This is a genomic window from Larkinella ripae (genome assembly GCF_054780775.1).
Map to the genome: position 1 here is coordinate 170,072 of NZ_BAAGVR010000028.1, position 14,491 is coordinate 184,562.

15 protein-coding genes are annotated in these 14,491 nt (G+C 52.9%); 5 read left to right on the forward strand and 10 right to left on the reverse strand.

What is annotated here, in order from left to right:
• Positions 1 to 82 precede the first annotated feature (82 nt).
• The 3 genes from ACYVHX_RS22520 to ACYVHX_RS22530 are packed head-to-tail and all read left to right on the forward strand — an operon-like array spanning position 83 to position 3,133.
• Positions 83 to 580 (forward strand): RNA polymerase sigma factor, encoded by a 498-nt coding sequence (locus tag ACYVHX_RS22520; protein ID WP_460673950.1) that lies wholly within the window; start codon positions 83 to 85, stop codon positions 578 to 580.
• A gap of 11 nt (positions 581 to 591) precedes the next feature.
• Positions 592 to 1,263 (forward strand): hypothetical protein, encoded by a 672-nt coding sequence (locus tag ACYVHX_RS22525; protein ID WP_460673951.1) that lies wholly within the window; start codon positions 592 to 594, stop codon positions 1,261 to 1,263.
• Between the two features lie 10 nt (positions 1,264 to 1,273).
• Positions 1,274 to 3,133, forward strand: coding sequence for an outer membrane protein assembly factor BamB family protein (locus ACYVHX_RS22530; protein ID WP_460673952.1), 1,860 nt, complete (start codon positions 1,274 to 1,276; stop codon positions 3,131 to 3,133).
• A 74-nt stretch (positions 3,134 to 3,207) separates the two neighbouring features.
• Here ACYVHX_RS22530 and ACYVHX_RS22535 read toward each other — a convergent pair whose 3' ends face one another.
• The 4 genes from ACYVHX_RS22535 to ACYVHX_RS22550 all read right to left on the reverse strand — a co-directional run bounded on the left by ACYVHX_RS22535 (position 3,208) and on the right by ACYVHX_RS22550 (position 7,615).
• Positions 3,208 to 4,539, reverse strand: coding sequence for an ABC transporter permease (locus tag ACYVHX_RS22535; protein ID WP_460673953.1), 1,332 nt, complete (start codon positions 4,537 to 4,539; stop codon positions 3,208 to 3,210).
• Positions 4,540 to 4,650: 111 nt separating this feature from the next.
• A complete protein-coding gene (locus ACYVHX_RS22540; RefSeq protein ID WP_460673954.1) occupies positions 4,651 to 5,565 on the reverse strand; it encodes an ABC transporter ATP-binding protein in 915 nt (304 codons plus the stop codon).
• A 260-nt stretch (positions 5,566 to 5,825) separates the two neighbouring features.
• Positions 5,826 to 6,245 (reverse strand): RDD family protein, encoded by a 420-nt coding sequence (locus ACYVHX_RS22545; RefSeq protein WP_460673955.1) that lies wholly within the window; start codon positions 6,243 to 6,245, stop codon positions 5,826 to 5,828.
• 116 nt (positions 6,246 to 6,361) lie between these two features.
• Positions 6,362 to 7,615, reverse strand: coding sequence for a dicarboxylate/amino acid:cation symporter (locus ACYVHX_RS22550; protein WP_460673956.1), 1,254 nt, complete (start codon positions 7,613 to 7,615; stop codon positions 6,362 to 6,364).
• Positions 7,616 to 7,805: 190 nt separating this feature from the next.
• On the opposite strand from ACYVHX_RS22550, the gene ACYVHX_RS22555 reads away from it, so the two are divergent.
• Positions 7,806 to 7,970, forward strand: coding sequence for a hypothetical protein (locus ACYVHX_RS22555; protein WP_460673957.1), 165 nt, complete (start codon positions 7,806 to 7,808; stop codon positions 7,968 to 7,970).
• 66 nt (positions 7,971 to 8,036) lie between these two features.
• Here the strand turns inward: ACYVHX_RS22555 and ACYVHX_RS22560 are convergent, their stop codons facing one another.
• The 5 genes from ACYVHX_RS22560 to ACYVHX_RS22580 all read right to left on the reverse strand — a co-directional run bounded on the left by ACYVHX_RS22560 (position 8,037) and on the right by ACYVHX_RS22580 (position 12,119).
• Complete coding sequence (locus tag ACYVHX_RS22560; protein WP_460673958.1) at positions 8,037 to 8,471, reverse strand: SRPBCC family protein; 435 nt, start codon at positions 8,469 to 8,471, stop codon at positions 8,037 to 8,039.
• Positions 8,472 to 8,572: 101 nt separating this feature from the next.
• Entirely contained in the window at positions 8,573 to 10,072 is a 1,500-nt protein-coding gene (locus ACYVHX_RS22565) for a glycine--tRNA ligase (RefSeq protein ID WP_460673959.1), read from the reverse strand.
• Positions 10,073 to 10,171: 99 nt separating this feature from the next.
• Positions 10,172 to 10,903, reverse strand: a complete 732-nt coding sequence (locus ACYVHX_RS22570) for a Nif3-like dinuclear metal center hexameric protein (RefSeq protein ID WP_460673960.1) — start codon at positions 10,901 to 10,903, stop codon at positions 10,172 to 10,174.
• A gap of 26 nt (positions 10,904 to 10,929) precedes the next feature.
• On the reverse strand, positions 10,930 to 11,220 hold the full coding sequence (locus ACYVHX_RS22575; RefSeq protein ID WP_460673961.1) for a chaperone modulator CbpM: 291 nt from the start codon (positions 11,218 to 11,220) through the stop codon (positions 10,930 to 10,932).
• Between the two features lie 11 nt (positions 11,221 to 11,231).
• Positions 11,232 to 12,119, reverse strand: a complete 888-nt coding sequence (locus tag ACYVHX_RS22580; protein WP_460673962.1) for a DnaJ C-terminal domain-containing protein — start codon at positions 12,117 to 12,119, stop codon at positions 11,232 to 11,234.
• 241 nt (positions 12,120 to 12,360) lie between these two features.
• Between ACYVHX_RS22580 and ACYVHX_RS22585 the strand changes: the two genes are divergently transcribed.
• Positions 12,361 to 13,356 carry a ComEA family DNA-binding protein gene (locus ACYVHX_RS22585; protein ID WP_460673963.1) on the forward strand — a complete coding sequence of 332 codons (996 nt, stop codon included), beginning with the start codon at positions 12,361 to 12,363 and terminating at the stop codon, positions 13,354 to 13,356.
• 67 nt (positions 13,357 to 13,423) lie between these two features.
• On the opposite strand, the gene ACYVHX_RS22590 is transcribed toward ACYVHX_RS22585, so the two are convergent.
• Complete coding sequence (locus ACYVHX_RS22590) at positions 13,424 to 14,221, reverse strand: LOG family protein (protein ID WP_460673964.1); 798 nt, start codon at positions 14,219 to 14,221, stop codon at positions 13,424 to 13,426.
• Between the last annotated feature and the right edge of the window lie 270 nt (positions 14,222 to 14,491).

The following is a 14,491-nucleotide window of genomic DNA, read 5'->3' on the forward strand; positions in this document are numbered from 1 at the left end:
GTGAGACGATAGCGGGATGGGAAACGCTGGGAAATGGACGCTTACGTTTTTAAGGTTTCTCCATCTGCTTTATGCTTAAAACATGAACTTACAACCGGAAAAAGATCGATTTCTTGCGCTGATTGAAGATCATAAAAAAATCATTTTTAAGGTTTGTAATTCCTATTGCAAAGACGCTGAGGACCGAAAAGATCTGGTACAGGAAGTCATTATTCAGTTGTGGCAATCGATGAGCCGGTACAACAATCAGTATAAATTATCGACCTGGATTTACCGGATTGCCCTGAACGTAGCCATCTCGTTTTACCGGAGTGAGCATACGCGGAAAAAGCAGACCTCGTCGATTCATGACTCCCTGATTGACATCGCCGATGAAGATCCGGAATCCGAATCAAACAGTACGTTGCTGCATCATTTTATCAATCAGCTGGATGAGCTAAACCGGGCGCTGATGATTCTTTATCTGGATGACAAAAGTTACCGGGAAATGGCCGATATTCTGGGTATTTCCGAGACCAATGTGGCGACGAAAATCAGCCGCATCAAACAACGTTTAAAAGCACAGTTTTCAAAATTATAACCGCACGAATCATGGAACTCGATGAATTGAAAGTACTCTGGAATGATTACGATCGTAAACTGGATAAAAGCCTGATAATGAACAAAAACCTGTTCCGGGAGCTGAACCTGACCAAAGCCAAATCCAGGCTACGCAGCCTGCTGCGGGTTAAAATTGTCGAACTGATTTTTCAGTTTGTGATGGGATATTTTCTCATCCATTTTAGTCTGGTTGGAACTGGGAAAGCGCCATTCACCATTCTGGCTTTAACGCTGCTGTTTTTTGTCGTACTGACGGCCATTTATTCGGTCCGGCAGATCGGTATTATCGTTCAGATTAATTTTGATTATTCCGGAGCCATCGCTCCCTTGCAGAAAAAACTGGAGAAATTACGAATCCTGTTGTTACAGTACGTAAAGTTGTCTTATCTTCCGATTCCTTTGTCTCCGCTTTTTACCGTACTGGGCGCGGAAATCTGGTTTAACTACGATTTTTTTGCGAATGCCAATCCGCAATTCTGGCTGTGGAGTGTTGCAACCGGCGTCCTGTTAATCCCGGTCATTTATCTCCTGTTTTATCAGCTTAACAAGCGCGAAATAAAACCATTTTGGGTAAGATACGTGCTGAACGGATCGGGTTGGGGAAAAATCACCGCAGCGAACACTTTTTTAAAAGAAATCGAAGAATTTGAACGCGAAGATTAAAAGAATAACCATGACGACCCACGACCATCTCACTGCGCATTTTTGGTTAAAACCGGTTTTTTTCCTGGCCACCTTGCTGGGTATCGGTGTAGGAAACGCCACTGCGCAGGCCCCCGACTCGCTGACGCTTCAACTCGGAAGCCAGGTGTACGCTTCGACCTGCAACGTTTGCCACAAAGAAGGTGCGGCCGTGAAAGCGCCCAGTCAGGTGGCGCTGGGCATCATGACGCCCCGGGCCATTTTGAGCGCCCTGGAAACCGGCAAGATGCGCATCCAGGCCAGCCAGTTATCGGACGAACAGCGAAAAGCCGTCGCCCAGTTTCTGACCGGGAAAGTGTTGAAAGAAAGCGCCATGCCTAAAGAAGCCTTTACGGCCTTTGCGCTGCCGGTCCGAAAAACCGGCCTGGTGCAGCATTCGGGTTGGGGGGGCGATCTGGCCGGCACCGGTTTTCGGTCGGATAAGCAAACGGCTATTACGCCCCGGAATGTGGGCTCACTCAAATTAAAATGGGCCTTTGCCTTTCCGGAAGCGACCCAGATGCGCAGTAAACCGGCCCTGGTTGGGGATTGGCTGATCGTCGGAAGTCAGTTTGGCGAAGTGGTGGCCCTACACCGAAAATCGGGAAAAATCGGCTGGCAATTCCACGCGGACGGGCCAATTCGGGGCGCTATCAGTGTGATTCAGGATCAACGGGGCATCCGGGCTTTTTTCGCGGATAACATCACGAACGTGTACGCGGTGGATATGCAAACCGGAAAACTGATCTGGAAACAACGGGCTGGCGATCATCCGCAGGCGTCGAACACGGGTTCGGTGGCGGTGTATCAAAACCGGGTTTTTGTGCCCATCAGCTCCATTGAAGTGGCGATGGCCCTGGACCCGAACTACAAATGCTGCACGTCCTCGGGCGAGCTGGTGGCGCTGGATACCGGATCGGGCCAGGTGCTCTGGCGGCACCGCGTCATTCCGGACGAAGCCCGGGAAACCGGAAAAAAGAAATCCGGGCAGCCGTTTTACGGGCCGTCGGGGGCGCCGGTCTGGTGCAGTCCGACGCTGGATACGAAACGGGGGCTGGTGTACATCGGAACGGGCGAGAATTACACCAATCCGCCCTCGGCCACCAGCGATGCCATCCAGGCGGTGGATATGAAAACCGGCAAACTGGTCTGGTCGTTTCAGGCGACGGATGCCGATACCTGGAACCTGGCTTGCCCGGGTAATCCGAATTGCCCCGATAAAGTAGGCCCGGATTTTGATTTCGGCATGGCGCCCATTCTGGTGAAGGATGCCCGCGGCACGGAACGGCTGGTGGTGGGCCAGAAATCCGGAATGGTGCACGCCCTGAACCCGGACAACGGCAAGGTGCTCTGGCAAAACCGCATTGGCAAAGGCGGGATGCTGGGGGGCATTCACTGGGGCATGGCAACGGATGGCCAGTACGTGTACGCGGCCAATGCCGACAACATCTGGGCGATCGACCAGCGCGATTCGACGCGCAAAGCCGCACCTGGTTTGGTTGCCCTGGATCTGAAAGACGGGAAAGTAGTCTGGACCACACCAACACCCTCGTGTGGCGAAAACAAAGCCTGCGTTGCGGCCAACTCGGCGGCACCAACGGTTGTGCCCGGGCTGGTGTTTGGCGGCACCCTCGACGGCCACATTCGCGCTTACGACGCTGCCAACGGAACCATTGTCTGGGATTTCAACACGGTCCGCGATTTTCAGACGGTCAACGGCACGCCCGGTAAAGGCGGTTCCATCGACGGCCCCGCGCCGGTGGTTGCCGACGGAATGCTATTTGTCAATTCCGGTTACGGCATGTTCGGCGAAATGCCCGGCAACGTGCTGCTGGCGTTTGAACTAGAATGATGCGTTATGAATGATGAACGATGAATGGCTAACGCAGCGCAGTGAATTCATCGTTCATCATTCATAACTCATCATTAAACCTTGTAAAACACCCATTTCGCCAGTTCTTTGTACGACGGTTTCTTGCCGTACATCAGAATGCCGACGCGGTAGATGCGGGCCGCCAGCCAGGCGGTGCCCAGAAAACCGCCGATGAGCAAAACCACCGAGAGCGCAATTTCCCAGAACGGGACGCCGAACGGAATCCGGACCATCATGATGATGGGTGAGGTAAACGGAATCATCGACATCCAGAACGCCACCGCCCCATCGGGCTCGCGAATGACGAACTGCGCCATGATAAACGACAGTACCAGCGGAATCGTGATCGGGAACATGAACTGCTGCACGTCCGTATCGCTATCGACCGCCGAGCCGACGGCGGCAAACAAGGCGCTGTAAATCAGGTAGCCACCGATGAAGTAAATCAGGAAGCAGCCGATAATCAGCGGAATGTCCAGGGTGCTGATGGCTTTCAAGACCGATCCCATCGGATTGCTTTTTTGTTCCGTTTTCGGTTTTTCGGTGGCCGGGGCCTGCGCTTGAGTAGGGTCCGGCGCCATCATTTCAACGCGTTTTTGCGGCCCGATGCTTTCGCCAATGACGCTGGATACAATCGACGAAATACCAAACGTGAGCAGAATCCAGAGCAGGAACTGGGTCAGCCCCACGAGTGCGACACCGGTAATTTTGCCCGCCATCAGCTGGAACGGTTTTACCGACGAAATGATCACTTCGACGATGCGGTTCATCTTTTCTTCCATGACGCCCCGCATCACCTGTACGCCGTAGATAAAAATGGCAATGTAAATTACAAACGCGCAGAAATAACCGATGCCCGTGGCCGCGCCCGAACTGCTGTCTTTCTCACCTTCCTCGCTCAAACTGTAGGTGTCCGACGACACATCGGCTTTCGTGCTTTCGAGTACTTTCCGGTCAATACCGGCTTCCATCAGGCGGATGTTCTCGATTTCGCGCTCTACGGCGTTCTCAACGCCTTTTTTTACTTCCAGACTGACGTTCTTCTCGGCGTAGATTTTGAGCCCTTTCGGATTCTCCAGAATGTCGTTCGGAATGTGCACCAGCACATCGTAACCGCTTTTGGCAAAGTCTTTTTTGGCGGTTTCGACCGGCGTTTTCACCGGTTTGAAAACCAGCTCCTTCGTGTCTTTAAAGGTTTTGTCAAACTTTCCGCTTTCGTCGATCACCTCGACTTTCTTCTGGTCGATGTCGCGCATGGCGAAAAAAACCGGGACAAGCCAGAGGCAGGAAACCAGCAGGGGCGTCACGAAGGTCATGATGAGGAAGGACTTCTTCTTGACCCGGACCAGGTATTCGCGTTTGAGGATAAGGAAAATTGTTCTCATGGTTTAATGAGTGAAGGAGGAATGGGCGATTGAGTGATTAGATCAAAGAAAACGCTTTTAATGGCTGCGTTAGCCGTCCACTCAATTGCTCAATCACTCATTCACAATTAGTTAAGTAGTTGGGACTTCGCCGACGGCTTTGATGAAAATGTCGTTCATGGACGGAATGTTTTCCCCGAACGAGCGCACGGAGACGTGGTCGATCAGGTCGCGAATCAGGTCGTTAACGGGGGCGTCGCGCGGAATCCGGATGTTGGCGCGCTGGAAACCATCTTCCAGCGGTTTTTTATCCAAAACCGTGTAGGAGGGATTCAGGTCATTCAGAACACCCTGGTATTCAACGTGGTAGGTATGGGTTTTGAACTGCTCCTTGATCGCTTTCTTGGGGCCGTCGAGTACTTTTTTGGAGCGGTTGATGAGCGCAATGTGGTCGCAGAGTTCCTCAACCGATTCCATGCGGTGGGTCGAAAAAATGATGGTGCTGCCTTTCTGGCGCAATTCCAGAATTTCGTCTTTGATGAGGTTGGCGTTGATCGGGTCGAAACCGGAAAACGGTTCATCCAGAATGATCAGATCCGGTTCGTGCAGCACGGTGGCGACAAACTGAATTTTCTGCTGCATTCCTTTCGACAGGTCCTCAATGTGTTTGTTCCACCACGTTTTAATATCGAACTTAATGAACCATTCTTTCAGCTTTTCCATCGCCTGCCGTTCGCTAAGTCCTTTTAGCTGAGCTAGGTACAGCAGTTGTTCGCCCACCTTCATTTTTTTGTAAAGACCGCGTTCTTCGGGCAGGTACCCGATGCGGCTGATGTGCTCCTGGCCCAGCGGTTTTCCGTCGAAAAGCACCTGACCCCCATCGGGACCGGTAATCTGGTTGATTATACGGATGAGGGAAGTTTTGCCCGCGCCGTTGGGTCCCAGCAGACCAAAAATCTGGCCGCGCGGAATAGTGATACTCACGTCGTCTAAAGCCCGGTGCTGCGCGTACTGCTTGACAATACGGTGGGTTTCGAGAATGTTCATAGATAGGTTAAAAGCCAATTGGCAGAATCAATCGTGGATACGAAGATAAAACCGTCCGTCCGGCGCCATCCGGTTTTGGGACAAATGGCCGGGGAACAGGTTTGCCGGGGCAAATTAAGGAACAGTTAACAAGTAACCATGAATAATAAACAATGAATATCAAAGTGAGCGCCCGCCCGTTCATGGTAACGTATTCATTCCTCACTAAAAAGCGAAACGGGCTGCGGCCAGATGACCGCAGCCCGTTTCGCTTTTCAGCATCAGGCCTTGATAACAACGGTTTTGGCCCATTTATCGCCAAACCGCTTTCGTTCGTCGGTGAGGACCATAAAGGCATCGACGATTCCGAAAAACGGGATCATCAGCGACACCTGCCGGACAATGGCCGTTCCATAATCGCCCAGCAAACTTTGGCCGGTATCTTCCCGAATGACTTTAATTTTCATGAGTTTTTTGCCGATGCTTTGCCCGCCCAGATAACCGCCCATTTCCGGCAGCGCATCTTTGGTCAATTGGTAGCCGAGCATGAGGATCCACCCCAGAAAAGCCAACCGGTAACTGATGACCGTTAAGAGAAAAAAAGGAATATACGTAATCAGGCCATCGATCAGGGCTGCTAAAAAGCGTTGCGCCGGATCGGCTTTGACCTGCGTAGAAGGGGTGTTGAACACGGGTTGCATAATGAAGGTTAAGCGTTGAAAGGGTTAAAATCAAACCTAACCTACAGAATGTTAGCGAACAAATCCACTGGCTACCTTAATTTATAACGCCGATCGTCCGCCTTTTGTGTAAGCGGTCAATCCGGCATCGAAACGGAGTCAGCGGGCTTGACCAAATCACCTTCCCACTTGGAAATCACGCAGGTTGCGACGGCATTTCCGGCCACGCTCGTGGCCGAACGACCCATGTCCAGAAAGGGATCAACGCCCAGAATCAGGGCTAGTCCTTCCGGCGGCAGATCGAACATCGCCATCGTTCCGGCAATGACCACCAGCGAGGCCCGGGGGACGCCCGCGATGCCTTTGGAAGTAATCATCAGGGTTAGCAGCATGATGAGCTGTTGCTGAAGCGTGAGCGAAACGCCGTAGGCCTGCGCCAGAAAACCGGTGGCAAAGGTCATGTACATCATCGACCCATCGAGGTTGAACGAATAGCCCAGGGGCAGCACAAACCCGATGATCCGTGGGGAAATTCCGAAATCTTCGAGGGCCTTAATCTGTTGCGGCAGAGAGGCTTCCGAGCTGGCCGTGCTGAACGACAGCAGCAGCGATTCTTTCATCTGGGCCAGCAGTTTGAAAAATGGGATGCGCATAAACGCGCAGATTCCGGCCAGAATGACAAAGACAAAAAACAGCAAACCGCCGTAGAAACAAACCAGCAGGTAAGCGTAGGAAACCAGAATTTCGAGCCCTTTGGCGGCAACGACGGCCGTCATGGCCCCCAAAACCGCATACGGAGCCAGCTGCATGACGTAGCCCACCATCTTGAACACCAGTTCACTCAGCGCATCGAGGGCTTTCATCAAGCCTTTGCCTTTTTCGCCGATGGCGCCGAGCGCAATGCCAAAAAAAAGCGAGAAGACCACAATTTGCAGGATTTCATTTTCGGCCAGGGCCCGGAAGGCGCTGTCGGGAAAGATATGGAGGATAAATTCTTCCACGCTGTTCAGCTTCTTGCCCTCAATGCCCACACTGGTGCCCGATGCGGGTCGGGGCCAGCTCTGGATGGTGCCGGGTCGGGTGACGTTCACCACCACCAGACCAACCACCAGCGACAGAATGGTGGCAAAATAAAAGTAACCCAGCGTTTTGATGCCGATCCTTCCAACGACTTTAAAATCGCCCAGCTTGGCAATTCCGACCACCAGGGTTGAGAACACCAGCGGCCCGACAATCATTTTAATCAGTTTCAGAAAGACCTTGCTGATGAGTTGAAATTTATTCCCAATTGAAGCGGCAGTTTCCGGGTCCGACGTACTGTGCAGAATCTGACCAATGATGACACCCAGCGTAAAGCCGATAACAATTTTCGTCGTGATGTTTAGTTTCATTCAGATGAAGGATAAAGAGTAATGGGGCAGCGACGGGTCGAACCGAAACAAAAATAGAAGAAAAATCCGAATCAGGACAAAATGAGCCAGATTCGCCCGATTGTGAAATCACTGCGATAAATAACCGGACAAAATCGCGGGACCGGCCGGAGGACTATTCACTAAGTTGTCTACTAATTTCACATATCGTTTGCATGGAGAAACCGAAAACGGGCTATTTCAGGACGGTCTGACAAGAAACCGTTCCGGCCAGCGGCACCGGCAAAGCCGGATTGTTCAGCAACAGGTGACCGGGCTGTACCTGCTCCGCGCGACGGCCATGCAGGCATCGTGGCTGATTAAAGGGGTGAAATAAAAACCGGAAGCGTGTTTAAACCTGACCGAACGGCATCCCGACGGTGGCAACCGGTCAGGGTTAATTTTAGGCGAAAAGCTGCTTATAGATGGGTTTTCGGTAGGCAAAAAGCCCGTACATAATCGGATAAATCAGGAAGTCCGTTAGGATCGTGGGCGTTCGGAAACTGATTTCGTCGGCAATGCGGGTATGGTCGCCGTGTCGGATAATCCGGTGTTTATGCCGCCAGTAGGTGAGGAAAAAGGGAAGTTTAACGCCCTGGTCGATAAAGTAAATTTCGGACCCGGTTTCTTCCTGGTCGATGATCCGGCTGATCCAGTCCTGGCTGAACAGCAGCAAGTTGAGTCGCAGATGAACAAGGTCGCCTTTCCGGCTGCCGTCGAACCGAACGATCTTTACGGGCGGAAATGGCGGACTCAGTTTTTCGAGCAACGTTCGATCAAAACCGGCCCAGACCCGTCGATACTCCTGCTGAACGGTTGTCGCAATTCTGATTTTCATGGCTTACAAACGGAAAAGTCCGTGTCTTGAGGAACAGGTTAAGCGATCAAATGTTCACGTTACCTAATTTCCGGAAACACGGACTTTCTGCGTCGGCAGGCTTACAAATTCTCCAGAATCCGCTCAACGGAAACTTCCTGCCCAATGCGGGATTTCAGTTCGCTGATCGGAACGCGGACCTGCTCGGTAGTGTCGCGGTACCGGATCGTGACGGTATCGTCCTCCAGTGTCTGATAATCGACGGCGATACAGAAGGGCGTTCCGATCAGATCCTGGCGGGTGTAGCGTTTGCCAATGGCGTCGCGCTCTTCGTAAATCACCCGGAATTCGCTGCGAAGTTGCTTTACGATTTCCTGCGCTTTTTCGGGCAAACCGTCTTTCCGGACGAGCGGGAAGATGGCGGCTTTCACCGGAGCCAGCGCCGGGTGCAGTTTCAGGTACGTGCGGGTTTTCTGGTTTTCACCTTCGCCCACGACTTCTTCGGTGTAGGCGTTGCAGAAAACTGCCAGAAACAGCCGGTCGGCACCCACGGACGTTTCAACCACGTACGGGATGTAGTTGCCGTAAGGTTTTCCGTTTTCGTCGAGGTCGTTGTCGAAATACTGCTGCTTTTTGCGGCTCAGTTCCTGGTGGCTTTTCAGGTCAAAATCCGTGCGGGAGTGAATGCCCTCGATCTCGCGGAAACCAAACGGAAACTGGTATTCAATATCCACGGCCGCATTGGCGTAGTGGGCCAGCTTTTCGTGAATGTGGAATTTCAGCTTTTCGGCGGGCAGTCCCACGGCTTTGTGAAAGTTCAGCCTGGTGTCCCGCCATTTTTCGTACCACGCCATTTCGGTGCCGGGCCGCACGAAAAACTGCATTTCCATCTGTTCAAATTCCCGCATCCGGAACGTAAACTGCCGGGCTACGATTTCGTTCCGGAACGCCTTGCCGATCTGCGCAATCCCGAACGGAATCTTCATCCGGCCGGTTTTCTGCACGTTCAGGAAATTGACAAAAATGCCCTGTGCGGTTTCGGGACGCAGGTAAATCAGGCTGGCGTCTTCGGCCACGGAGCCCACCTGCGTCGAGAACATCAGGTTAAACTGCCGCACCTCGGTCCAGTTGGCGGTTTTGGAAACCGGGTCCACGATGCCTTCGCTGATGATCAGTTCGCGGACGCCGTTGAGGTCGTTGTCGCCCAGCAGACGGCCCATTTCGAGCAGCAGTTCGTGGCCTTTTTCGGCTTGCCCGTTGGCCGCGTATTCTTCGGCCTTCAGTTCGAGCAACTGGTCGGCGCGGTAGCGTTTTTTGGAGTCTTTGTTGTCGATCATCGGGTCGTTGAACGAATCAACGTGGCCCGACGCCTTCCAGGTCAGCGGGTGCATAAAGATGGAAGCATCGATGCCCACCACGTTTTCGTGCACCTGGGTCATGGCTTTCCACCAGACCGTTTTGAGGTTATTTTTCAGCTCCACACCGTTCTGACCGTAGTCGTAAACGGCCTGTAACCCGTCGTAAATTTCACTGGACGGGAACACGAAACCGTATTCTTTAGCGTGGGAAATAATGTCTTGCAGCGAGGTGGCCGGAGCCTGCGTTGGTTTTGCTTCTTCCATGATGCCGCAAAAATACGGATTTAGACCAGTCGCTGATAAAAATTTTATCTTTTTGCCCGATCGTGGGTGGAAGTGATCCCTTGAAAGGCTAAGGCTTGGCTAATACGGTTTTACGACTACATCCAAATTCTCTTTTCGTAATACTTCCGCCAACATTCGCAAACCCCATTCCTCGCTTCGCCGGTGGCCGACGGCCATCACGGCCATGCCGGTCTCGTCCACGGCTTTTTGTGCGCCTTTCCGGTATTGGCCCGTGACGTACAGGCCCGCGCCCCGGCAGGCGGCTTCCCGGATGAGTTCGTTGTTCATGGCCCCGACCACGGCCATCCGTCCCGGAACGTCCTGAGTGCCCGGGCGGGCGTCTTCATATCCACCAAAAAGCTTCGAAAACTGGGCGCACCAGCTCGCAAAATCACGTTCTGGAACGGTGCCGATCATGCCGATGGGCCGGGCCGGAAAACCGGGTGCCTGCTTGGTGCCCAGCATTTCGGTCGCCGTCCACGGCATGGACAACGTATTCGCCAGCAACCGGTTATAACCAATGGTCAGGTGTTCGTCAAAGGGCAGGTGGTGGAATAAAACCGGGATGTGGGTCGGTAAAACCGCCGGGTCGAGTTGCCAGGGACGGTGCAGCCAGAGCGTGCCGATCCGGTTTTTACTGATCCAGTCCGGCAGGTCCGGTCCGGGTTCGAGTGCCAGTCCCAGGCGCTGAACCGGCGCGTTGGGCAGATGCTGATCGGGGCGAAAATAAAAACCGCCCTGCTCGTCGGGTGGATACGCCGGGCTGTCAAATAGTGCCGACAAAAAGTGAATCAATTCCGGTACCAGCATCGGGGCGCTTTTTGCGGTGGAGCGGTTTACTGGAAGGTAGCCAGTTCGTTTTTCAGGCGTCGGATTTCCGCTTTCATCGCTTCAATGCGGTCCAGCAGGTGGTGGATCGCGTCCAGACCGTCGATGTTGATGTTCAGTTCATAATAGAGATTGCTGAATTTTTCGACGGACTGCAACTGGTGAAACGGAATGCATTTCTGCTCTTCCACCACCACCAGTTCAATCAAACCGTATTCCTCCAGGGACGAAACAAACGTGTGTTCGATGTTGTATTTCAGGCAGTAATCGTCAACAAGAATAACATCTTGGGGCAGCATATCACAAGCATTTACAAGTGAGACAATTCCTTGAATAACTCCTTTTGTTGGTCCGTCAATCCGGTCGGAATTTTAACCGAATACGTCACATACAGGTCGCCAGCCTCCCCTTCCTTTTTATACACCGGAAAACCTTTGCCTTTCAGCCGCACCTTCGTGCCGTTCTGCGTTTCGGGGCTTACCTTCAGCTTTACTTTGCCGCTGAGGGTGTCGATGGTGATTTCGCCCCCTAAAACCGCCGTGTACAGATCAAGGTCGACGGTCAGGTACAGGTCATCGTTCAGCCGTTTAAAAACCGGGTCGTCGGCAATCACAAACGTAATGAACAAATCGCCGTTGGGGCCGTCGTTGACCCCCGGGGCGCCCTGGCCTTTGAGCTTGATGACCTGGCCGTTGGTGATCCCGGCCGGAACCGTAATGCGAATGTTTTTGCCGTTGACCGTCAGCGTGTGCTGGTGGGTCTGGTAGGCTTCCCGCAGGCTGACGCGCAGCTCGGCGGTGTAATCCTGCCCCCGGAATTGCGTCTGCCGACCACCGCGCCCCCGGGCCGGTTCGCCGAAAAAGGATTCAAAGAAATCGGAGAAATCGCTGCCCGAAAACGAGCCGCTCCCGAAATCCGCCCCGCCCGAATGGCTGTACTGGCCGGATTGCCGGGCCTGCTCAAACTGGTCGGCGTGTTTCCAGTTTTCGCCGTACTGGTCGTATTTTTTGCGTTTTTCCGGATCGCTCAACACTTCATTCGCTTCGTTGATCTGCTGAAATTTGGCGTTGGCTTCCTGGTCGTTGGGGTTCAGGTCCGGATGGTATTTCCGGGCCAGTTTGCGATACGCTTTTTTAATGTCGTCAACCGAAGCATCTTTGCTGATACCGAGCGCTTTGTAATAGTCGATAAATGCCATAGTGGTTTTAAACGTCAAATCGTGAGGGCGGGGCATTGGTATTCTTGGAAGAAAACCAGCCGCCCGGTAATTTGTTTGCGTCAGTTCGGGTCAATCGTCCGCTAACTCTACGCATTGTCGGACACAAACTTGGCTTTCCTTTTCAAACCGGATCGTTACCTTCCGGGCCAAAAACCGTCTAATCAACAGGTGCCGAACGTGCAGGGCACCCCTAGCCGATGATTTGACTTTCAGCCTGACCATGAAAAAGGTAGTAGCCGTGCTCCGTGATTATTTCGGTGTATCCCAACAGGAAGCCCGGGGGCTGTTAGCGCTGCTGACGCTCACCGGTTTTTTGTTGCTGCTCCCGTTGCTGTACCGCCTGTGGGTGCCCGATTCGGTTCCGGATACCACGCAAACCGACCAGCGCCAGCTCGATAGCCTGGTTGCCCTGCTGGAAACGGGCCGCAACGAAACCGACGATCAGCGCGGGAGTCCGTCGGGTCGCTACGAACCCGCGGTTGAGCCCAAAGCCGTCGAACGGTTTGCGTTTGACCCCAATGCCATCGACGCCGGAAGCTGGCAGCGACTGGGCGTTCCCCGCTGGCTGGCCGAACGCATCATCCGCTACCGCTCCAAAGGCGGACAGTTTCGCAAAAAAGAAGACCTGCTGAAAATCTACGATTTCTCCCCGGAACTCTACGCCGAACTCGAACCGTATATTCGGCTTCGGGCCGACCCAAACGCTGAGCGGTTTGGTACCAAAAACCGGGAGCCGTTGGCCGGTCGTGGGGCGTTTCGGGAAAAACCGCCGACGGCCGAACGGCCAGCTTATTCCCGCGAACGGTTCCGAAAACCGGTTTTGCAACCGTTCGACCTCAATGCCGCTGACACGACGGAATTAAAATCATTACGCGGGATTGGCTCCAAACTGGCGGGCCGGATTGTGAAATTCCGGGATGCACTGGGCGGTTTTCACTCCACGGAGCAATACGCCGAAATCTTCGGGCTGGATTCGCTGGCACTCAGTGAATTGACCCAATACGGACGGCTGCAAACGCCGGTCAAAAAAATAGCGGTCAACACCGCGACGGTGGAAGAACTGGACCGGCACGTTTATCTGTCGAAGCGGCAGGCCGAGGTGATTGTCAATTACCGCACCCAGCACGGGCCGTTTGCGTCGCCCGAATCGCTCCGAAACATCCGGATTCTGGATGCCCGAACCATTGAAAAGCTAAAACCGTATCTGGAATTTTGAAGGTTTTACCGTTTTTAGACCTCCCAAACCTGCAAGGTCTTTTGAGACCTTGCAGGTTTTGAACCAATTAAAAATTCGGTTTCAATAGATACTTCATGTAAAAATCGTCGATGGCTTTCACGGCTTCGTCGGGCGTATCGACCAGCGAAATCAGCTTCATGTCACCGGGACTGATGTTGTTTTCCTGCCCCAGCATGACCTCTTCAAGCCAGCCAACGAGGCCCTGCCAGAACGTTTTGCCCACCAGCACGATCGGAAAACGCGCAATTTTCTTGGTTTGGATCAGCGTCAGGGATTCAAACAGTTCGTCGAGCGTACCGAACCCGCCCGGCAGCGCAATAAAGCCCTGCGCATATTTGACAAACATGACTTTCCGGACAAAAAAGAAATCGAAATTGATGTTCTTATCCGGGTCGATGTAAATGTTGCTTTCCTGTTCAAACGGGAGGTGAATGTTGAGCCCCACGGATTTGCCGCCCTGCTCGAAAGCGCCTTTATTACCGGCTTCCATGATGCCCGGACCACCGCCGGTGATGACGCCGTAGCCGTGCTTGACGAGTTTGGCCGCAATTTCCTCGGCCATCTGGTAATACGGGTTGTCGGGCTTGGTCCGCGCCGATCCGAAGATCGATACGCAGGGGCCAATTTTAGCCAGTTTGTCAAAACCTTCGACAAACTCGGCCATGACTTTGAAGATGACCCAGGAGTCGGCAATTTTTATCTCGTTCCAGTTGCGGTCCTGAAAAGCTTCCTTGATGCGTTGTTCGTCCGGGGTGAGCAGCAATTCGTCCCGTTTGGGGAGATCTCTTTTTATTTGGGAAACATTCTGTGTTTCAGATCGCTGTACTGTTTTTTCTGCGTCCATGTTGTGTATCGACTTAACGTTCGGGCGGCCGGGAATCCGGTTTTTCGTCGGCTGAAACCGGCGGTTTCACCCATTCCCTTTTTCAATCGCCAGACTCGGTGATGGTGGGTTACTTTTACGGAACAAACCGATCAGGCAGAAACACCGGGTTTGTTTGATAAAATTTCCAGCACGAATTGCGTTGATGCTGCTTGATTGATTGTTTACTTTGTCTAGAATTTCAAACAGCGAACGTTCAAAATTCTGAATCGGTGCCGGTTTTTCCGGGCA

What these genes read in the sequence shown, in the direction of transcription:
- ACYVHX_RS22570 (WP_460673960.1), bottom strand. Translation starts at nt 10,903, where the DNA reads ATGCTGGTACCGGAATTGATTCACTTTTTGTCGGCACTATTTGACAGC.
- ACYVHX_RS22565 (WP_460673959.1), bottom strand. Translation starts at nt 10,072, where the DNA reads ATGGAAGAAGCAAAACCAACGCAGGCTCCGGCCACCTCGCTGCAAGAC.
- ACYVHX_RS22550 (WP_460673956.1), bottom strand. Translation starts at nt 7,615, where the DNA reads ATGAAACTAAACATCACGACGAAAATTGTTATCGGCTTTACGCTGGGT.
- ACYVHX_RS22545 (WP_460673955.1), bottom strand. Translation starts at nt 6,245, where the DNA reads ATGCAACCCGTGTTCAACACCCCTTCTACGCAGGTCAAAGCCGATCCG.
- ACYVHX_RS22560 (WP_460673958.1), bottom strand. Translation starts at nt 8,471, where the DNA reads ATGAAAATCAGAATTGCGACAACCGTTCAGCAGGAGTATCGACGGGTC.
- ACYVHX_RS22520 (WP_460673950.1), top strand. Translation starts at nt 83, where the DNA reads ATGAACTTACAACCGGAAAAAGATCGATTTCTTGCGCTGATTGAAGAT.
- ACYVHX_RS22535 (WP_460673953.1), bottom strand. Translation starts at nt 4,539, where the DNA reads ATGAGAACAATTTTCCTTATCCTCAAACGCGAATACCTGGTCCGGGTC.
- ACYVHX_RS22575 (WP_460673961.1), bottom strand. Translation starts at nt 11,220, where the DNA reads ATGCTGCCCCAAGATGTTATTCTTGTTGACGATTACTGCCTGAAATAC.
- ACYVHX_RS22580 (WP_460673962.1), bottom strand. Translation starts at nt 12,119, where the DNA reads ATGGCATTTATCGACTATTACAAAGCGCTCGGTATCAGCAAAGATGCT.
- ACYVHX_RS22530 (WP_460673952.1), top strand. Translation starts at nt 1,274, where the DNA reads ATGACGACCCACGACCATCTCACTGCGCATTTTTGGTTAAAACCGGTT.
- ACYVHX_RS22525 (WP_460673951.1), top strand. Translation starts at nt 592, where the DNA reads ATGGAACTCGATGAATTGAAAGTACTCTGGAATGATTACGATCGTAAA.
- ACYVHX_RS22590 (WP_460673964.1), bottom strand. Translation starts at nt 14,221, where the DNA reads ATGGACGCAGAAAAAACAGTACAGCGATCTGAAACACAGAATGTTTCC.
- ACYVHX_RS22585 (WP_460673963.1), top strand. Translation starts at nt 12,361, where the DNA reads ATGAAAAAGGTAGTAGCCGTGCTCCGTGATTATTTCGGTGTATCCCAA.
- ACYVHX_RS22540 (WP_460673954.1), bottom strand. Translation starts at nt 5,565, where the DNA reads ATGAACATTCTCGAAACCCACCGTATTGTCAAGCAGTACGCGCAGCAC.